Origin of the sequence: Streptomyces sp. NPDC048196 (assembly GCF_040652715.1) — a bacterium.
Classification (GTDB): domain Bacteria; phylum Actinomycetota; class Actinomycetes; order Streptomycetales; family Streptomycetaceae; genus Streptomyces; species Streptomyces siderophoricus.
This window is the reverse complement of sequence record NZ_JBEZMM010000009.1, coordinates 188505-207248: the sequence shown is the minus strand read 5'-3', so window position 1 is coordinate 207248 and position 18744 is coordinate 188505. Positions and strand designations below refer to the sequence as shown.

Below are 18744 nucleotides of genomic sequence, written 5' to 3'. Positions count from 1 at the left end.
TCGTGGACGTAAAGCGTCAGCAGTCCACGAACAAGGCCCCGGAGGTCCGTCACCGCACCCGAAACACCACCCGCCCGCCGCAGGCGCAACGGCGACCAACAACCGCGGCGCCGCAGACGGCTACGTGCGGGGCGCCGCAAGGCGCAACGGCGGCCAACCCCGCGGCGGGACAGACGGCTATGTGCGGGGCGCCGCCAAGCGCAACGGCGGCCAAGCCCCGCGGCGGGACAGCCGGGTACGTGCGGGGCGCCGCAAAGCGCAACGGCGAGCGAGCCCCGCGGCGCAGCAGACGGCTACGTGCGGGGCGCCGCAAAGCGCAACGGCGAGAAACCCCGACGGCGGGACAGCCGGGTACGTGGGAGGCACCCCAGACGCGCAGCGGAATGCGGTGGGGCCGTAGAAACGCCAGACTCGGGTACAGGGGCACATGTGGCGCATGCCGCATACGTGGAAGAAAACCTTCATTGGAGGCCCGCCGTGCAGCGGCAACCGCATCCGCGCCGTGAGCGCACGCTCGACCGTGATCCGGAGCCCACGCGGCCGCCGGACCCGGGAGGCCCGCCGCCGAATCCCACCCCCGACCCGCTTCCCGGACCGCCGACCCCGCCCGGGCCCCCGGATCCCATCCCTCCGGAACCGTCGCCGATACCCCGTCCGCCCGGGCCCGACCCGGTCCCGGACCCGTCCCCCGCTCCCTCACCGCTTTCCTAGGAGGTGCTGACCATGGCCATCGCCACGGTCAACCCGGCCACCGGCGAGACCCTGAAGACCTTCGACGCGCTCAACGCGGGCGAGATCGAGGACCGCCTGGTCAGGGCGGAGCAGGCGTTCCAGCTCCACCGCACCACCAGCTTCGCCCGTCGCACGGAACTGCTGCTCAAGGCCGCCGACCTGCTGGAGGCCGATCAGGACGGCATTGCCCGCACGATGACCACCGAGATGGGAAAACCGCTGGCCCAGGCCCGTGCGGAGGCCGCGAAGTGCGTCAAGACCATGCGCTGGTACGCCCGCCACGCCGAGGGGCTGCTGGCCGACGAGCACCCCGACCCGGCGGACGTCGGCGATTCCGGGGCGATGCGTGCCGTGGTCCGCTACCGGCCGCTCGGCCCGGTCCTGGCGGTGATGCCGTGGAACTTCCCGCTCTGGCAGGTCGTACGGTTCGCCGCCCCGGCGCTGATGGCCGGCAACACCGGACTGCTCAAACACGCCTCGAACGTCCCGCAGACCGCCCTGTACATCGAGGAGCTGTTCCGCCGCGCCGGCTACCCCGAGGGCTGTTTCGAGACCCTGCTGATCGGCTCCGGCGCCGTCGAGGAGATCCTGCGGGACCCGCGGGTGGCCGCCGCGACGCTGACCGGCAGCGAGCCGGCCGGGCGCTCGGTGGCGTCCATCGCCGGTGACGAGGTCAAGAAGACCGTGCTGGAGCTCGGCGGCAGCGACCCGTTCGTGGTGCTGCCCTCCGCCGACCTCGACAAGGCGGCCAAGGTGGCGGTGACCGCGCGGGTGCAGAACAACGGGCAGTCCTGCATCGCGGCCAAGCGGTTCATCGTGCACCACGACGTCTACGACGCCTTCGCCGAGCGGTTCACCGAGCGGATGGCGGCGCTGACCGTCGGCGACCCGATGGACGAGAACACCGACGTCGGCCCGCTCTCCAGCGAGCAGGGCCGTTCCGACCTGGAGGAACTCGTCGACGACGCGGTCCACCAGGGCGCGACCGCGCTGTGCGGCGGCCGGCGGCCGCCCGAGCACCGGGCCGGCTGGTTCTACGAGCCCACGGTCCTGGCGGGCATCACCCCGACCATGCGCATCCACCACGAGGAGGCGTTCGGGCCGGTCGCCACGCTCTACCGGGTCGCCGACCTCGACGAGGCGATCGAGCTCGCCAACGACACCCCGTTCGGGCTGAGTTCCAACGCCTGGACCCGCGACCCCGACGAACAGGCCCGGCTGGCCCGGGACATCCAGGCCGGCGGTCTCTACTTCAACGGCATGACCGCCTCGCACCCCGGCCTGCCCTTCGGCGGCGCCAAGCGGTCCGGCTACGGGCGGGAACTGTCCGGCCACGGCATCAAGGAGTTCTGCAACATGACGACGCTCTGGTACGGCCCCGAGGAGTGAGCGGCCGGCGGTGCCCACCCCCGGCGGTGCCCACCCCCGGCGGGCCCGCCCCCGCCGGGGCATCCCCCGGCCGGTGCATCCCCCGGCCGGGGGAGCACCGTTCACGTCACCGCCCCCGATCCGCCGGCACCAGGAATTCGCACCACAGCGCCTTGCCGTTGCCCCGCGGCTCCGCGCCCCAGCGCTCCGCCAGCGCCTCGACGAGCAGCAGGCCCCGGCCCGAGGTGGCGGTCTCGCCGGGGCTGCGGCGGCGCGGCCACTGGCTGGAGCGGTCCTCGACCTCCAGCCGGATCCGGCGCGCGGCGCCGGGCAGGAGTTCCACGGTGACCAGCGCGCCGCTCTCGGTGTGGGTCAGGGCGTTGGCGATCAGCTCCGAGGCCGCCACCTCGACGTCGTGCAGGACGGCGCCCGCCCGCCACTGGTCCAGCGTGCGGCGCAGCGCCGAGCGGACCTCGGCGGCGCCCGCGGGATCGGCCTGGTGGACGTGCAGCCGCAACCGCGGCGTGGTCACGGCCCCCGGACCCGGCTCCCGGTGCAGCAGCAGGAGGGCCATGTCGTCCTCCGAGCCGGGATCGGCCCACAGCTGGGCCGAGAGGTGATCGGCCAGCTCCTCCAGGTCCGCGGGCCCGGTACGGACCGCCTCGGACAGCGCCTCGATCCCGGCCGAGATGCCGCGGCCGGGCCGTTCGACCAGGCCGTCGGTGCACAGCAGCAGTGTCGACCCGGGCTCCAGGAAGAGCTGGGTCTCGGGGAAGTGGTCCGGCCCGAAGTGGGTGGCCAGCCCCAGCGGCAGCCCGCCGCGGACCTCCGGCCAGTCGATGTGCCGGGACGTGTTGCTCATCAGCGGGCCGAGATGGCCGGCCCGCGCCACGTGCAGCGCCCCCGACTCCAGGTCGGCCTGCACGTACGTGCAGGTGGCGAACCGCTCGGTGTCCAGCTCGGCCAGGAAGCGGGAGGCCCGCACCAGCACGGTTTCCGGGGTGTGCCCCTCGCTGGCGTACGCGCGCAGCGCGATCCGCAGCTGGCCCATCACGGCGGCGGCGTGCGTGTCGTGGCCCTGGACGTCACCGACGACGAGCCCGGTGCGGCCCCGCGGCAGCGCGATGACGTCGTACCAGTCGCCGCCGACGTCCCGGCCGACGCTCGCCGGGTGGTAGCGGACGGTGACCGCGCCGCCGGCGAGGGGCGGGAGCCGGCGCGGCAGCATCGTTGCCTGCAGCCCGGTCGCGAGCTCCCGCTCCTGGTCGAACAGGGTCGCCCGCTGCACCGACTGCGCCACCACACCGGCCAGCGCCAGCGCCAGGTTCCGGGCCTCCGGCGACCGCACCGCCGGCTCGGCGTGGAACAGCCCCAGCGCCCCGAGCACGGTGTTCTGGGCGACCAGCGGCAGGAAGGCCGCGCCGCCGGCCGGCAGCAGGTCCGCGTACGGGCGCAGCCGCGGGTAGCGGGCGATCAGTTCGCCGCGGGTGCCGAGGAAGACGGGCCGCCGCAGGCGTGCCGCGTCGGACAGCGGCAGGGTGTCGTCCAGCCGGGTGTTCATCATGTCGTCGGGGACCTCGCCCAGCATCCCGGCGGCCGCGATGACCTCGAACCGCTCGTTCGCGACCAGGCCGAGCACCAGGCCGTCCGCCCCGAACCGGCGCGCCCCGCCGGTACCGGTCAGCACCCGCGTCACGTCCCGTACGGACAGCGCCCGGGACAGCGCGGCGGTGGTCTGCTGCACCATCACGGTCTGCCGCTGCCGCTCCTGCTGCAGCGAGCGCAGCAGCGCGGAGTCCGCCAGCTCGCCGGTCGCCTCCCGGACGATGCCGATGACCCGGTACGGCGTGCCCTCCGGGTCGTGCAGGATCCGCCCCTGCGAGTGGGTCCAGCGCCGCGTCCCGTCCCGGCACCGGACCCGGAAGTACGCGCCGTACGACGAGTGGCCGTCCTGGAGCGCCTGCGCGAGCGCTTCGTCCAGCCGCAGCCCCTCCTTGGCCGGCACCCGCCTGGCCAGGGACAACGGTGCGCCGTCGTATTCGCCCGGGCGCAGGTCGAAGACGTCCAGGGCGCCGGGGTCCAGTTCCATGAACCCGCGGTCCAGGTCCCAGTCGAAGGTGCCCATCCGGTTGAGCGAGAGCCGCTCGCGCAGCCCGACCGGTTCGTGCCGCGAGACCCCGGGAGCCTCCTCCTCGACCCGGCTCCAGTCCCGGTCCGTCCGGGGGTCGTAGCCCTCGTCGGACGGTCCGGCCGGCGGGGCCGTCATCGGGTGCCCCACCTCGTGGCCCGGGGGCGCGCGCCGTGTGGGCTCACCATGCGATCACCTTAGGCGGGGCCCGCGCACCCCGCATGTCCGGTGCGCCGGGCGGCGACGGGGGTACGGGGAACGGGTGAGGGAGGGGAGGGGGAGCGGGCGTGCCGGGGTGGCGAGCAGGCCATCCGTGGCCCCTCCCAACTTCCCTGCCTGTACGGTCGCTTGACGCAACCGTTCACCTCCCGAACCGTGGATCCGGGCAGCCGTCGGGCGTGTGCCTGACTGCCCGCGGCACAGGAAGGCCCCGCCATGAGAGCGCGCGCCGTAGGAGCCCGACGTCTCCGGCGTGCCCTGGCCACGTCCGCGGCCGGGGCGGCCGGTCTCGCGGTGCTGTGGGTGGCCGCCGGGGCACCGACACCCCCGGACCGGGTGGGCCCGGCGCCGCACCGGATGCAGGTCTACCTCACCACCACCTCCGACCCCGGTGGCCGGCAGGTCGTCCAGGGCCTGCGGCGGCAGTCACCGCTCACCTTCCGGCCGGGCCGCGGCGGCACCCTCACCGTCGACCCGTCCCGGACCTACCAGCGGTTCGAGGGCGGCGGCGCCTCGTTCACCGACACCGCCGCCTGGCTGGTGAACAGCAGCGGCGCGCTCGGTGCCGCGGCCCGTGCGACGGTCCTGCGCAAGCTGTTCGACCCGGACGACGGCATCGGCCTCGGTTTCCTCCGCAACCCGATGGGCGCCTCCGACCTCGCCCGCTCCGGCTACACCTACGACGACCTGTCCGCCGGCCGGACCGACCCGGGCCTCCGGCACTTCTCCGTCGCCCACGACCTCGCCGACGTCCTGCCGCTGACCGCCCGGGCCCGCCGGCTCAACCCGGCGCTGAAGGTGATGGCCACGCCCTGGACCGCGCCCGCCTGGATGAAGGACAACGGCCGGCTCGACCAGGGCCGGCTGCGGCCGGAGTACTACAGCGCCTACGCCCGCTACTTCGTGCAGTACCTCCGCGCCTACCGCGACCACGGGGTGCCGGTCGCCTACGTCTCCGTGCAGAACGAGCCCACCTGCTGCGCCGGTTACCCGTCCATGCGGTGGACCGGCGCCTCCCTCGCCGACTTCACGAAGCACGACCTGCTGCCCGCGCTGCGCCGGGCGGGACTGTCCACCAAGGTCCTCGCCCTGGACTGGAACTGGGACCGCTACGACGCCTTCGCCCGGCCCACCGTCGACGATCCGGCCGTCCGCCGCCACCCCAACTTCGGCGGGCTGGCCTGGCACGGCTACGGCGGCACGGTCACCCGGCAGACCCGGGTGCACGACCGGTACCCGGGCCTCGCCGTCCACGACACCGAGCACTCCGGCGGCCGGTGGATCGCCAACCAGCAGAAACAGGACATGCACGACCTCATCGACTACACCCGCAACTGGGGCAGCAGCTGGACGAAGTGGTCGCTCGCCGTGGACCAGAACCACGGTCCGCACCAGGGCGGTTGCTCCGACTGCACCGGGCTGATCACCGTCCACCACGGCGACGACCGCAGCGGCCGGGTCGACTACACCGTCGAGTACTACACGATGGGCCACCTCACCAAGTTCGTGAAACCCGGCGCCCGCCGCATCGCCTCCACCGGCCCGTCCGCCCTCCCCAACGTCGCCTGGCGCAACCCCGACGGCTCCACCGTCCTGATCGCCTACAACGACACCGCCACCCCCCGGCCCGCCGGCATCAACTGGGCCCACCGGCACACCGGTTACGTCCTCCCGCCCGGTGCCTCGGCCACCTTCACCTGGTAAGAGGCCCGCAAGCAGGCGGCACCGCGTGTTCGGCGGGTACTGCCCTGCCGTCCCCTCGGCGTCGGCAGGGCTCGTACCCGGCGGACCGACCGTCAGGCGTGCGCCCCGGCCGGCGCGGCGACCGGGCGGGTGTGGCGGGTGCGGTGGGCCAGGGTGGCCTGGCGGGTCGCCACGTCGACGGTGTAGGCATCGATCGTCAGCCGGGCGCCGGCCACCTTCAGCAGCATGAAGCCGTGGTCGGAGAAGTTCTGCCAGGCCGCCGGGTGGGCGAAGTGGGCCTTGCCGTCCTCCGTCTTGGCGGACGCCCCGCACACCACCTGGCGGGTGCCGCCGGTGCGCGCGGTCGGCTCCAGGATCTGCAGGGTGTGGTCGTGCCCGGACAGGATCAGATCGGCCCGGCCGCACACCACCTTCTCGTACATGTCCTTGAGGTGGACGCCGCTGGTGTAGTTCCCGATCTCGAAACCGTCGTACGAACCGGCGCTGCCGTGCTTGCCGTTGTTGAGGTAGGGGTGGTGGCCGATCACCACCTTCCAGCGCGCCCGCGAGGTCCGCAGCGCCTCGTCCAGCCAGCTGCGCTGGGCGCGCATGTACGGGCCGTCCCAGCGGTAGTACGGGTCGAGCTGGGCGACGTACGAGGACCAGGGAATGGTGTCGAGGGCGAAGAACTCCACCAGCGGGTCGGCGGCGGGCAGCGGCACGCGGTAGTAACGGGCCGGCATGTACCAGCGCTTCGAGGTCCTGGCGTAGGAGACCTCGCGGTCCCCGCGCGAGGGGTCGCCGCCGCTGCCGGGTATCAGCCCCGAGCAGTCGTGGTTGCCCAGCACCATCAGCCAGGGCACGTCGATGCCGTTGTTCGGCTTCTCGAACTTGTCCTGGAACTCGGAGTCGTGGTCGGACTCGGGCCCGTTCTCGTAGATGTTGTCGCCGAGCCCGACCGCCAGGCCGACCCCCTCGCTGCGGCAGACGTCGCGCGCGGCGGCCGCCACCGCGTACTGCGCCTCGTCCCCGGTCCCGGCGTCACCGGTGACCAGAATGGCGAACTCGCCCTTCCCGTTGGGTCGTTCGGGGAACGGAAAGGCTCCCGGCGCACCGAGGCGGGGGGCGGCCGACGCGGGGGACTGGCCCGGTGAGGGCAGCACCGCCAGCGCGGCACCGGCCATCGCGCCGCCCAGCAGCGTCCGCCGGTTCACCCACTGCGGCACCCGTCCCGTCGTCGGCATCGGCGCGGCCCCGGCGCCCGCCGCCTCCGCGCCGGCCCGCAGCCACTCCCGCTCGGTCATGTCCGCCTGCGGCGGGATCAGTTCGTCTTCACACATGCCTGGTTTTTCTCATGGCCGGCAGGGCCGATGGTGACGAAAAGATGAACCGGAGGTGGACGTATGGCGATCGGCGCCACCTTTGCTACGCGTCGGTAACTACCCGTCCCCGTACGGCGTCAGGCGGTGAGAAAAGCGGAGGCGATGACCCCCGTCAGCCGTTGGCGAGCCGGCGCAGGGTGCGGCCGAGGCGGCGGACGTAGAGCCGCTGGAACACCGGGACTAGCGGGCCGCCGAGCCGGGTGACGGCCCGTACGGGACGGCTGAACGCGGTCACCGTGAACCACACCGTGCCGTCGTCGCGCAGCTCGGCCTGGAACGCCTCCTCGCCGCACTCGGGATGCCCCTCCCTGGTCCCGTACGCGAAGCCGATCCGGTCCGCCTCGTCCGCCGTCCACACCACCCGGCAGGGCGCCCGCAGCCGCAGCGGGCCGACCCCCAGGGAGACCTCGACGGCCACGCCCGGGGCGGCCCGCGGGGCGTCGGACCGGATGCCGGTGCCCGCCGCCCGGTGCATCCGGAAGGTGGTGATGGCCTCACCCGCCGCAGCGAGCACCGCGCGGCCCCGGCCGATCGGCAGCTCCTCGTGGAGGTGGTCGTACCCGGGCGGCAGCGGCGAGCGCCCGGTGGCGCCCACCTCGGGATAGGTCAGGTCGGTCAGGTCCGTCATGAACGGCGACGCTACGCGGGCCGCCGCAAGTGATCAACGACGTTCGCCCGGGCGAGGAACGCCTCCACGGTCCGGACGAAGAAGGCCGGGTCGTCGAGCCACGGGTAGTGCCCGGCGCCCGGCTGGACGGTCAGCTCGGCGGTGGGGAGCAACCCGGCGATGGTGGCGGCGATCCGGGGCAGCGGACCGCCGTCCAGCTCACCGGCCAGGAAGAGCACCGGAGCGCGCAGCGCGGCGAGCGCGGCACGGGTGGCGGCGGGCTCGAAGGCGCCGGCCGACGCGTAGTGCTCCCCGGCCTCGTCGTTGGTCTGCGCCACCTCGGCCGCCGCGTGCGCCTGCGCGGCCGCGTCCCACCGCCCGTAGAAGAACGGCATGGCGGCATCGAAGTCCTCGTCGGTCGCCGTGCCCGCCCAGATTGCTTCGAAGGCGCCGTGCGCGGAGCCGAACCACGGTTCGGCCTTCCGCAGCGCCGCGGCCTCCAGGCGGTGCTCGGTGGTGAAGTCGACGCCGAGCGCCCGGCCCCGCGCATTGCTCAGCACCAGCGCACGGATCCGCTCGGGATACCGCGCCGCGTACCGCAGCGCCAGGTCACCGGCCGCCGAGTGTGCCAGCAGATCGGCCCGCTCCAGGCCGAGGTGCCGGCGCAGCGCCTCGACGTCGTCGGCCTGCCGGTCGCAGCGGTAGCCGGCCGGGTCGGTCGGGACGGCGGAGTCGCCGGTGCCGCGCAGGTCGAGCAGCACCAGCTGCCGGTGCGCCGACAGCCCACCGAGGTCACCGAGGTAGGCGGAGGCCCGCATCGGGCCGCCCGGCAGGCAGAGCAGCGGTTCTCCCTCGCCCAGCACGTGATAGCTGAGCTCGGTCCCGTCGGGCGCGGTGAAGGTGGCAGCAGGCATGGCGCCATCCTCCGCACGCCCGGTGATCATGGCAAGGGGGTTACCGAAGCTGCGGACCGGAGTCGCCGGGCCCCGCGAGGTCGCCCGGCCCCCCGGCCGCTGCGCCGTGCCGTCCCGCGCCCGCGGCGAAGCGCGCCGCACCCTGCAAGCCCTCGGCCAACACCGCCTGCCCGTACCGGAGTTCGTCGGCCATCGCGGCCGCCTCGTCCCGGCCCTCCTGGTCCAGCAGGGAAGCCCGGTCGCTGCGCAGGCACGCCTGCGGGAAGCGGGCGAGCTCCGCGGCCAGCGCCTCCGCCTCCGCGCGGGCCGTGCCGGTCGGCACCACGCGGTTCGCCAGCCCGATCGCCAGCGCCTCCGCGGCCGGCACCGGCCGGCCGGTCAGGACCAGGTCCATGGCCCGGCTCGCGCCGATCAGCCGGGGCAGCCGCACCGTACCGCCGTCGATCAGCGGCACGCCCCACCGCCGGCAGAACACCCCGAAGACCGCGTCCTCCTCGGCCACCCGCAGATCGCACCAGAGCGCCAGCTCCAGCCCGCCGGCCACCGCATGCCCCGCCACCGCCGCGATCACCGGCTTGCTCAGCCGCAGCCGGGTCGGCCCCATCGGCCCGTCGCCGTCCGCCGCCACGCGATTGCCCCGCTCGGTGCCCACCTCCTTCAGATCGGCGCCCGAGCAGAACGTCCCGCCCGCGCCCCACAGCACCGCCGCCCGCGCCCCGTCGTCCTCCTCGAACTCCCGGAAGGCCGCGGCGAGTTGGCGTGCGGTGGCGCCGTCCACGGCATTGCGGCGGTCCGGCCGTGACAGCACCACCGTCGTCACCGGCCCGGCGCGCTCCACCCGTACGGACATCAGGCCGCGCCCCCGACGGCCGCGCCCCCGACGGCCGTGCCCCCGACGGCCGCGACCCCGACGGCCGCGACCGTGGTGCCCCCGGCCGCCGCGTCCGGCGTCCACGGCCGGACCCGTTCGAGGATCGCCGTCAGACCGGCGCCGGCCGGCAGCGTGCCGTACGCATGGCCCCACTCCCCGCCGAGCCGGGTCGCGCAGAACGCATCGGCCAGCGCCGGATCGCTGTGCCGGACCAGCAGCGAACCCTGCAGCACCAGCGCCATCCGTTCCGCCAGCGAACGCGCCATCAGCTGCGCCCGCTCCGGACCGGAGAGTTCGCCGAGCTGCTCGCGCAGCCCGGCCACCGCCGCGTCCAGCCGCCGGTCGGCGCCCGCCGCCTGCTCCACCTCGGCGAAGAACGCGTCCAGCGCGGCCGGCTCCCGGCCCAGCGCCCGCAGCACGTCGAGCGCGGCCACATTGCCCGAGCCCTCCCAGATCGACAGCAGCGGCGCCTCCCGGTAGAGGCGCGGCAGGCCGGAGTCCTCGACGTAGCCGTTGCCGCCCAGGCACTCCAGCGCCTCCGCGGCGTGCGCACTGCCGCGCTTGCACACCCAGTACTTGCCGGCCGCCAGCGCCAGCCGGCGCAGCGCCGCCTCCTGCGCGTCCCCGGCCTGCGCCCCGTCCACCGCCGCCGCCAGCCGGAGGCCCAGCAGCGTCGCCGCCTCCGACTCGATCGCCAGGTCCGCGAGCACCGAGCGCATCAGCGGCTGCCGGTCCAGCTCCCGCCCGAACGCCCGCCGGTGCGCGGTGTGGTGCAGCGCCTGCCGCAGCCCCGCCCGCATCCCGGCCGCCGAGCCGAGCACACAGTCCAGCCGGGTCATGTTCACCATCTCGACGATGGTCCGCACCCCGCGGCCCGGCTCGCCGACCGGCCAGGCCACCGCCTGCTCGTACTCGATCTCGGACGACGCGTTGGAGCGGTTGCCCAGCTTGTCCTTCAGGCGCATCAGCCGCATCCCGTTGAGCGTGCCGTCCGGCAGCACCCGCGGGACGAGGAAGCAGCCGAGCCCCTCCTCGGTCTGCGCCAGCGCCAGGAAGAGGTCGCTCATCGGCGCCGAGGTGAACCACTTGTGACCGGTCAGGCGGTACGTACCGTCGCCGGCCGGCACCGCGCGCGTGGTGTTGGCCCGCACGTCGGAGCCGCCCTGCTTCTCCGTCATCGACATGCCCGCGATCAGGCCCGACTTGGTGAGCGGGGCGCGCAGCCCGAAGTCGTAGCGCCGGGCGGCCAGCAGCGGTTCGTACTGCGCGGCGAGCTCCGGCGCGGCGCGCAGCGCGGGCACGGCGGCGTACGTCATCGAGATGGGGCAGCCGTGCCCCGCCTCGGCCTGCGACCACACGTAGAACTTCGCGGCCCGCACCAGATGCGCCCCCGGGCGGTCATCGGTCCACGGCGCGGCGTGCAGGCCCTGCTCCACCGCCACGGTCATCAGCTGGTGCCAGGCCGGGTGGAACTCGACCTCGTCGACGCGGTGCCCGAACCGGTCGTGGGTGTGCAGCCGGGGCGGCTGCTGCTCGGCCCAGCGGGCCTGGTCCTGCACCGCCGCCGAACCGGCCAGCTCCCCGAGCGCGGTCACCTCCGGCTCGCCCCACTCTGCGCCGTACCGCCGGAGCGCCTCCAGCAGGGCCGGCTCGTCCGCCGTGCTGAACCCGGTCAGCGGCGGGGCCTGATTCACGACTTCATGGGTGACGGTCATACCCTCGACATTACAGAATCCGAACACCCGAGAGAAGTGTGTAATGCCCCCGCTGCGTCGGCCACCGGCCACCGGGCCGCCCGCCGCCGCCCCGTAAACTCCAGCCACCCATGAACGACGACGGCCCCACCCCCCTCGACCGACCGCGGCCGCTCACCGCCCGCTCGATCGTGCTGAGCACCCTCCTCGGCCACCATCCGCCGCGCCTGCCCGCACGCGCCCTGGTACGGGTCGGCGAGCTCTTCGGCGTCGCCGAGGGCACCGTCCGGGTCGCCCTGTCCCGCATGGTCGCCGCCGGTGACCTGCGGCAGACCGGCGGCACCTACGCCCTCACCAGCCGCCTCCTGGCCCGCCAGGCCCGCCAGGACGAGAGCCGCACCCCGCGCACCCGCCGCTGGCACGGGGACTGGGAGATCGCCGTCGTCACCACGGCCGAACGCCGCCCCGCCGCGGAGCGCACCGCGCTGCGGCAGGCCATGGGGGGCCTCCGGCTGGCCGAACTCCGCGAGGGCAGCTGGCTGCGCCCCGCCAACCTCGACCGGCCCCGCCCCGCGGTCGTCACCGAACAGTGCACCTGGTTCACCGGCACCCCGGACGACGACCCGGCCGCACTCGCCGCCCGGCTCTGGGACCTCGACGCCTGGGCGGCCCACGCCCGCGCCCTGATGACCGCGCTGGACCGCGCCGATACCCTCGCCGACCGCTTCACCATCGCCGCGGCCGCCCTCCGCCACCTGCTCGCCGACCCCCTCCTCCCCGCCGCCCTCCTTCCTCCCGACTGGCCCGGCACCCCGCTCCGCACCCACTACGCCCGCTTCGAAGCAGACCTCCGGGAAGCGCTTCGCCCGTACGTGTCCGACTAGGGGCAGGCACCTCCTAGGAGGCCGGGAGTTCGACCCGTACGGTCAGCCCGCCACCCTCGCGGGGCTCGGTGGTGAGGGTGCCGTCGTGTGCGCGGACCACCGAGCGGACGATGGACAGGCCCAGCCCGACGCCCTTGTCGCTGCCGGTGCGCTCGGTGCGCAGCCGGCGGAACGGCTCGAAGAGGTTCTCCACCTCATAGGCGGGGACCACCGGCCCGGTATTGGTGACCACCAGCACCGCACACCCCGGCTGCGGCTCGGCACTGACCTCGACCCACCCGTCGGGCATGTTGTGACGCACCGCGTTCTGCACCAGGTTCAGCGCGATGCGCTCCAGGAGCACACCGTTGCCCTGCACGAACGCCTGCTGACGGACCCCGCGCAGCGCGATGCCCTTGGCCTGCGCCTCCTCGCGGATCTGGTCCACGGCCTGAGCGGCGACCTCCGAGAGATCGACCGGCTTCTTGTCCACCACCTTGTTCTCGCTGCGCGCCAGCAGCAGCAGGCCCTCCACGAGCTGCTCACTGCGCTCGTTGGTGGCCAACAGCGTCTTGCCCAGCTGCGCCAGCTCCGGCGAGGCGTCCGGATCGGCCAGCTGCACCTCCAGCAACGTCCGGTTGATCGCCAACGGCGTCCGCAGCTCGTGCGAAGCATTGGCCACGAACCGCCGCTGCGACTCGAACGCCCGGTCCAGCCGGTCCAGCATCTCGTCGAAGGTGTCCGCCAGCTCCTTGAGCTCGTCGTCCGGACCCCCCAGCTCGATCCGCCGGTGCAGATCCGACCCGGCCACCCGCTGCGCGGTCCGCGTGATCCGCCCCAACGGCGACAACACCCGCCCCGCCATCGCATAACCGAACGCGAACGCCACCACCGTCAGCCCCAGCAACGCCAGCAACGAACGGTTCACGAAGTCGCCCAGCGCCGGCGCCCCGTGCACCCGGAGGCAGTCACCGATCAGCGCAGCGATCACGACCCCGGCCACCAGGAACATGCCGCCGTACAGCAGCGTCAGCCGTACCCGGATCGTCGGCCGCAACCACGGCGCCGGCCGACGGGGGTGATCGGCGGCGGGTGCGCGCACGACTGGTCCTCCCTCAGGTGCCCCACGGTGCAGGGCAGTTGCCACGTCGCACCCATCCTGCGCAAATGAGTGGTAAACCGGCGGTAAGGAAGGAATGCGTGATGCCCAGGCGTCAGGCAGTCAGGCGCCCGGCGGAGCAGGGCGCGCATCACGACGGTCAGGGCCGGGCGTCGTCCCGCGTCCCCGGCGGCGGACTTCGTAGGCGGTGAGGACCACGGCGACCGTCAGCAGGCTGAGCGTCGCATGCGGAGTTGGGCCACGGCGATCGCGAGATGGACGAACAGGGCGATCGCGCCGTAGGAGTTGATGAGGAACGCGAGGACGCTGATCGGCCAACCCTGCCGGACTGTTGCCGCGGTGTTTCGGGGCGGGCGGGCAGCAGAACGAGGTGGGCAGCGGGGCCCGGCGTTCAGAGGGGGAGGGTGCAGACGGGGAGCGGTGCGGCGAAGGGTTCCCCGGCGGGGGTCAGGGTTCCGGTGCGGGCCGTGACGGAGAAGACCGTGACCGTGCCCGACTTCTGGTTGGCCGCGAACAGCCACCGCTCGTCCGGGGAGAAGGCGATGTGCCGGGGGAAGTCGCCGCCCACCGGCACGGTGTCCAGCAGGACGAGCCGCGCCCCGCCTGCCGTGACGGCGTAACGGGTGAGGCTGTTGTGGCCACGATTGGCGAGGAAGGCGTAGCGGCCGTTGGCGGTGACCAGGATCTGGGCCGGATAGCTGGTGCCGGGGCCGGTCCCGGTGGACTGCGGTGCGCCGGGTGTCAGGCGTCCGGTCCGGCGGTCGTAGCCGCACACGACCACCGTGTTGTCCACCTCGTTGGCCAGGTAGGCGAAGTCTCCGGTGGGGTGGAAGGTGAGGTGCCGGGGACCGGCGCCGGGACGCAGTGACGCGATCGACACCTGGGTGAGTTTCCCGGCCGTGGGATCGAGCCGGTAGCTGTAGACGGTGTCGTTGCCGAGGTCGACGGCCAGGACGTGGCGGCCGTCGGGGCTGGTGATGATCTGGTGGGCGTGCGGTCCGTCCTGGCCGGGGCCGGGCGGGGGAGCGCTGTGGGTGACCAGGTCCGTGCGCGGGCCGAGGGCACCGGTGGCCCGGTCGAGGGGGTGGACGGCCACGCTGCCCGAGAGGTAGTTGGCGCTCAGCAGCCAGCGGCCGCCGGGGTGCACCGACAGGTGGCAGGGGCCGGCCCCGCCGGTGGACCGGGCGCCCAGCACGGTGGGCGGGCCGTCCGGGGCCATCGCGAGGGCGGTCACCTGGCCTTCCTGCTGCTCGTCGACCGCGTAGAGGGTGCGGCCGGACGGGGCGAGGGCGAGGTAGGACGGGTCGGGCACGCCGGTGACCACGCCGGTGGCGGTGATCCGGCCGGTCGTGGTGTCGTACCCGGCGAGGCCGAGACCGGTGCCGCCGCCCTCCTTCGAGGTGTAGGTGCCCAGGAAGAGCGGGCGGGTACCGTGCGGGCGGCGGCCGGCGGCGCGTCCGGCCCGGGCGGGCGCCGCGTCGCCGACGGCCAGCACTCCCGCACCGGCGGCCGTGGCCACCCCCGCCGCCACGCTCCCGAGGAACCGGCGGCGGCCCATCCCGGGTCCGGCCGCCGCCCCCGTACGCGAATCCGTGCGCGCTTCCGTCATGGGAGCAGGGTGGCCCGCCCCGCCCGCGTCGGCAAGAGGTGCAACGCGAATTGCAGAGCGTGCAACGGCGGGGAACGCGTCCGCGCCTTGCCCTCTCGGGGTTCGACCCTGAGAGACCCCTACATCCCCAAGATGACCAGGCACCCCGGCGTAGCACTCCAGTTGTACGGAAGGACCCATACGTGGGTTGATTCGCCGGACCCCCGATCGCTCGTACTTTCGTGATCAAGCACGGAAATGATCGAGAGGTCCGGGATTGATGTACGGCAAGGCGTTCGCACCGGAATATCAGGGCGAGCTGGGCGCGGCACTGGGCGTGAATTCGTCCTACGAGGAGGTGCTGGCCACGGCGAGCCGGGCGCGCGCCGAGGCGGGCACGGCGCTGGAGCGGGCCCGGGCCGGGCTCGCGGTCGCCGAGGCCAACCGGCGGCTCGGCCGGGTCGCGGAGGCCGGCGACGCCTGGCGGGAGAGCTACCGCAGTGGCCGGAGCGCGGGTGACGCCGGCGCCATGGCCTGGGCGCTGTGGAGCGGCGGCACACTGGCCCGCCAGTGCGGCACGCTGCCGCTGGCCCGCCGGCTGCTCACGCACGCCGTCGCGCTGGCCGACCACGGCGGCGACCGCCTCGCGCACGGCTACGCACTCGCCGGGCTCGCCGAGACCGGCCGCATACAGGGCGATTACGCCGCGGTCGCCGAGCTCCACGAGCAGCTGCTCGCCCAGGCGCGGGAGCACGGCGAGGCCCGGCACACGGTCTGGGCGATGTCCGGCATCGCCCAGATGCACCGCAACACCGGCGAGTACGACAAGGCCCTGGAGCTGTTCGAGGAGTCCGCCCGGATAGCCGAGGAGGGCGATGACGCGCGGGGCCGCGCCTGGTCGCTGCGGGGGATCGCCGATGTGCTGTCCGTGCGGGGCGAGACCGAGCGGGCGCTGGCGCTGCTGTCCGAGGCGGAGGCGGTCTGCCGCCGGATGGACCTGGCGAGCGCGCTCGCCTACAACCACAAGATGCGCGGCAATGTGCTGTACCGGGCGGGCCGTTACGCCGCGGCCCGGGACACCTACACCCTCTCGCTGGGGGAGTTCCGGGCGATGGAGGAGCCGCGCGGGGAGGCGCTGTCCCGGCTGGGGCTGGCCAAGTCCCGCGCCCGGCTCGGCCACGACCTGGACGAGACCCTGGCCGAACTCACGGCGCTGGAAAAGGAGTTCGCCCGAATAGGGCTGCGCCATGCGCGGGCCATGGTCAGCGCCTTCCGGACAGAGCTGACCGCCCGATCGGCGCCAGGAACTCCCGCTCCTCGGTGCGATGCCACCACGCTCCGGTCTCCCGCAGTTCCCGCCAGGTCGTGAAGCGGTAGCGGAAGACCCGGGCCCGGATCCGGGCCGGCGGCAGGTCGGGGAACGGATTGGTGCGCAGCAGCCGCAGGGTGTCCCGGTCGTTCTCCAGCAGCCGCGCCACGAGCGGTACGAACCAGGACCGCGCATAGGCCGGGGACAGCGCGGCGAACCACATCAGCCAGTCCAGCCGCAGGTGATACGGCGCGAACTGGCGCGGCACCCGGCGCACGTCGCCCGGCTTGCCGTGGAATTCGTACGCCTGCCAGGTCGTCCCGGGCCCGGTCACCGCGTCCGTCGTGCCCTCGATGACGATCTCCCGGCGCACCCGGGTGATGCTGCCGAAGGCGCCGTAGGAGTTGACCAGGTGCAGCGCCTCGTAGGAGGTGTTCATCATCTGCTGCCGGGTGAGCAGGTTGCGGGCCGGGCGGTAGCTGAGCCAGGCGACGCCGGCGGTGGCGATCAGGACCAGGACCTCGAACCAGAGGGGCGGGGCGGGCAGCGGCCTATCGGGCTGCGCCCACAGGGGTGCGGCGACGGACGCGGCGAGCGCGATGGTCACCCAGTTCAGCCAGGCGAAGTTGCCGGACAGCACCAGCCACAGCTGGGTGACCACCATCGCCGCGGCGGCCCAGCCGGCGATCGGCTGCGGGGTGAACAGCAGTACGGGCAGGGCGAGTTGGGCGACGTGATTGGCGGCCACCTCGACCTTGTGCAGGGGTTGGGGCAGATGGTGGAAGAACCAGCTCAGCGGGCCGGGCATCGGCTGGGTCTCGTGGTGGTAGTACAGGCAGGTCAGATCCCGCCAGCAGCGATCACCGCGCATCTTGATCAGGCCGGCACCGAATTCCACCCGGAACAGCACCCAGCGCAGCAGCCACATGATCAGCACCGGCGGCGCGGTGTCGGCGTTGCCGAGGAACACCGCCAGGCAGCCCGACTCCAGCAGCAGCGATTCCCAGCCGAAGCTGTACCAGGTCTGCCCGACGTTCACGATGGACAGGTACAGCGCCCAGAGCACGGCCCACAGCACCATCGACGCCCAGAGCGGTACGGCGTCCGCGACACCCGCCGCCACCGCCGCCGACAGCACCATCCCGGACCGGCACCAGCCCGCGAAGAAGCGGTCCGAATAGCGCCAGTGGAACACCGACGGTGCCAAGCGGAACGGCACCCGCGCCACGAACTCGGGCACCGGCAGCATCCCGCGCGCCCCCATGAGCGCCCGGAACTGCCGTAGTGCCGCGAGGAACGCGAGCAGATAGAGGACGGCCAGCAGCCGCTGGAAAACCAGCCGGCCGAGCCAGTAACCGGAATCCGAGAACCATGCCACCCGCCCATGGGTAGCACTGCCGCCGCGCACCCGGGAACACTCCGTCCGCGCGGTCACTCGCCAGTCACCCTCCAGCGTACGGATCGGGGCAATTGCAGCAACCTGTGAGCCGTTGGAGTGTGTGATGTGCGTCACATTGCGGCTTTGTCGACCCGGTCTCCCAAGGGCGCGCTATTCCCGCCTTCCGGTGACATGACCATCTCGCCGGAAAACGTCGAGCGCGGCGCGGGCGCCGTAGTTACCCTGAGGGTCGACGGACGACCTATCTGGGAGACGCCAACACCATTGGCCCGTCGCGGGAACGCCACAAACCTTGGCCGACTTCCCGCTCTGTGAACAAGGCGCCACCGCGTCGGACCAATACCTCGATGAAGGAGTGCGTGGTGGCTGTGCACAAGGTTCAACCCAAGCAACCCCGGCTGAAGCAGGGGGGCGAGCGACCAGGTCGGATCAAGGAAGTCCGTAACCTCGAAGTCTGGGACCGCTGCGGGCCGGTGCGGCTGGCCGGCTGTGACGACGATCCCGGCGAGCCGCACATCTTCCGCGGCATCGACTGACCGCTCGGACGTCGGCCCTGACCCTTGGGGCAGCACCCTCCAGGGTCGGGGCCGACGCCCGACCAGGATCAGCCCGGATAGAGCCGGCGCTGCGGCACGACCTGCTGGGACTGGCTCGGGCTCGACCACAGCAGCTTCATATGCGCCTCACCGGTCCGCTCCGTGTCGGCGAACCGGGCGCGCGCCTCCCGTGTCCTCCCGCATGGTGCAGGCCCGGCCCCCCGACCGGAACCCCCAGGACACGACAAACACCGGAGCACCTGGGAGGGAAGCGGGCGATTGTGGGGGCGCCGAGCAGGGTGTACGGGCACATTGATCGGAGCAAAGTGGC

The 18744-nt window shown here is 73.5% G+C and carries 14 protein-coding genes; 5 read left to right on the top strand and 9 right to left on the bottom strand.

Annotated elements, in window-relative coordinates:
- The first annotated feature begins 723 nt into the window (after positions 1 to 723).
- Positions 724 to 2121, top strand: coding sequence for an NADP-dependent succinic semialdehyde dehydrogenase (locus AB0E02_RS13455; RefSeq protein WP_362138443.1), 1398 nt, complete (start codon positions 724 to 726; stop codon positions 2119 to 2121).
- Between the two features lie 106 nt (positions 2122 to 2227).
- On the opposite strand, the gene AB0E02_RS13450 is transcribed toward AB0E02_RS13455, so the two are convergent.
- The gene (locus AB0E02_RS13450; protein WP_362138441.1) at positions 2228 to 4366 is read right to left on the bottom strand and encodes a SpoIIE family protein phosphatase; all 2139 of its coding nucleotides are present in this window, start codon (positions 4364 to 4366) and stop codon (positions 2228 to 2230) included.
- A 297-nt stretch (positions 4367 to 4663) separates the two neighbouring features.
- Here AB0E02_RS13450 and AB0E02_RS13445 point away from each other — a divergent pair, with 297 nt between their 5' ends.
- Positions 4664 to 6151 (top strand): glycoside hydrolase family 30 beta sandwich domain-containing protein, encoded by a 1488-nt coding sequence (locus tag AB0E02_RS13445; RefSeq protein ID WP_362138439.1) that lies wholly within the window; start codon positions 4664 to 4666, stop codon positions 6149 to 6151.
- Between the two features lie 92 nt (positions 6152 to 6243).
- Here the strand turns inward: AB0E02_RS13445 and AB0E02_RS13440 are convergent, their stop codons facing one another.
- From AB0E02_RS13440 to AB0E02_RS13420, 5 genes are all read right to left on the bottom strand, one after another.
- Complete coding sequence (locus tag AB0E02_RS13440) at positions 6244 to 7470, bottom strand: metallophosphoesterase (RefSeq protein ID WP_362138437.1); 1227 nt, start codon at positions 7468 to 7470, stop codon at positions 6244 to 6246.
- 154 nt (positions 7471 to 7624) lie between these two features.
- Positions 7625 to 8131, bottom strand: a complete 507-nt coding sequence (locus AB0E02_RS13435; RefSeq protein ID WP_362138468.1) for a DUF1990 domain-containing protein — start codon at positions 8129 to 8131, stop codon at positions 7625 to 7627.
- Between the two features lie 20 nt (positions 8132 to 8151).
- Positions 8152 to 9033, bottom strand: coding sequence for an alpha/beta hydrolase (locus AB0E02_RS13430; protein ID WP_362138434.1), 882 nt, complete (start codon positions 9031 to 9033; stop codon positions 8152 to 8154).
- Between the two features lie 40 nt (positions 9034 to 9073).
- A complete protein-coding gene (locus AB0E02_RS13425) occupies positions 9074 to 9883 on the bottom strand; it encodes a crotonase/enoyl-CoA hydratase family protein (RefSeq protein ID WP_362138432.1) in 810 nt (269 codons plus the stop codon).
- A complete protein-coding gene (locus AB0E02_RS13420) occupies positions 9883 to 11619 on the bottom strand; it encodes an acyl-CoA dehydrogenase family protein (RefSeq protein ID WP_362138430.1) in 1737 nt (578 codons plus the stop codon). The genes AB0E02_RS13425 and AB0E02_RS13420 overlap by 1 nt, the downstream gene beginning before the upstream one ends.
- Positions 11620 to 11729: 110 nt before the next feature.
- Here AB0E02_RS13420 and AB0E02_RS13415 point away from each other — a divergent pair, with 110 nt between their 5' ends.
- Entirely contained in the window at positions 11730 to 12482 is a 753-nt protein-coding gene (locus tag AB0E02_RS13415) for a PaaX family transcriptional regulator C-terminal domain-containing protein (RefSeq protein ID WP_362138428.1), read from the top strand.
- A gap of 13 nt (positions 12483 to 12495) precedes the next feature.
- On the opposite strand, the gene AB0E02_RS13410 is transcribed toward AB0E02_RS13415, so the two are convergent.
- Both AB0E02_RS13410 and AB0E02_RS13405 read right to left on the bottom strand, forming a co-directional pair.
- A complete protein-coding gene (locus AB0E02_RS13410) occupies positions 12496 to 13563 on the bottom strand; it encodes a HAMP domain-containing sensor histidine kinase (protein ID WP_362138426.1) in 1068 nt (355 codons plus the stop codon).
- A 409-nt stretch (positions 13564 to 13972) separates the two neighbouring features.
- Complete coding sequence (locus AB0E02_RS13405) at positions 13973 to 15190, bottom strand: lactonase family protein (protein WP_362138424.1); 1218 nt, start codon at positions 15188 to 15190, stop codon at positions 13973 to 13975.
- A 259-nt stretch (positions 15191 to 15449) separates the two neighbouring features.
- On the opposite strand from AB0E02_RS13405, the gene AB0E02_RS13400 reads away from it, so the two are divergent.
- Positions 15450 to 16538 carry a tetratricopeptide repeat protein gene (locus AB0E02_RS13400; protein ID WP_362138421.1) on the top strand — a complete coding sequence of 363 codons (1089 nt, stop codon included), beginning with the start codon at positions 15450 to 15452 and terminating at the stop codon, positions 16536 to 16538.
- Here AB0E02_RS13400 and AB0E02_RS13395 read toward each other — a convergent pair.
- Positions 16432 to 17856, bottom strand: coding sequence for a lipase maturation factor family protein (locus tag AB0E02_RS13395; RefSeq protein WP_362138418.1), 1425 nt, complete (start codon positions 17854 to 17856; stop codon positions 16432 to 16434). The genes AB0E02_RS13400 and AB0E02_RS13395 overlap by 107 nt on opposite strands.
- Positions 17857 to 18239: 383 nt before the next feature.
- On the opposite strand from AB0E02_RS13395, the gene AB0E02_RS13390 reads away from it, so the two are divergent.
- On the top strand, positions 18240 to 18413 hold the full coding sequence (locus AB0E02_RS13390; protein ID WP_158744962.1) for a hypothetical protein: 174 nt from the start codon (positions 18240 to 18242) through the stop codon (positions 18411 to 18413).
- The last annotated feature ends 331 nt before the right edge of the window (positions 18414 to 18744 follow it).

What these genes read in the sequence shown, in the direction of transcription:
- AB0E02_RS13455 (WP_362138443.1), top strand. Translation starts at nt 724, where the DNA reads ATGGCCATCGCCACGGTCAACCCGGCCACCGGCGAGACCCTGAAGACC.
- AB0E02_RS13450 (WP_362138441.1), bottom strand. Translation starts at nt 4,366, where the DNA reads ATGACGGCCCCGCCGGCCGGACCGTCCGACGAGGGCTACGACCCCCGG.
- AB0E02_RS13445 (WP_362138439.1), top strand. Translation starts at nt 4,664, where the DNA reads ATGAGAGCGCGCGCCGTAGGAGCCCGACGTCTCCGGCGTGCCCTGGCC.
- AB0E02_RS13440 (WP_362138437.1), bottom strand. Translation starts at nt 7,470, where the DNA reads ATGTGTGAAGACGAACTGATCCCGCCGCAGGCGGACATGACCGAGCGG.
- AB0E02_RS13430 (WP_362138434.1), bottom strand. Translation starts at nt 9,033, where the DNA reads ATGCCTGCTGCCACCTTCACCGCGCCCGACGGGACCGAGCTCAGCTAT.
- AB0E02_RS13425 (WP_362138432.1), bottom strand. Translation starts at nt 9,883, where the DNA reads ATGTCCGTACGGGTGGAGCGCGCCGGGCCGGTGACGACGGTGGTGCTG.
- AB0E02_RS13420 (WP_362138430.1), bottom strand. Translation starts at nt 11,619, where the DNA reads ATGACCGTCACCCATGAAGTCGTGAATCAGGCCCCGCCGCTGACCGGG.
- AB0E02_RS13415 (WP_362138428.1), top strand. Translation starts at nt 11,730, where the DNA reads ATGAACGACGACGGCCCCACCCCCCTCGACCGACCGCGGCCGCTCACC.
- AB0E02_RS13405 (WP_362138424.1), bottom strand. Translation starts at nt 15,190, where the DNA reads ATGACGGAAGCGCGCACGGATTCGCGTACGGGGGCGGCGGCCGGACCC.
- AB0E02_RS13400 (WP_362138421.1), top strand. Translation starts at nt 15,450, where the DNA reads ATGTACGGCAAGGCGTTCGCACCGGAATATCAGGGCGAGCTGGGCGCG.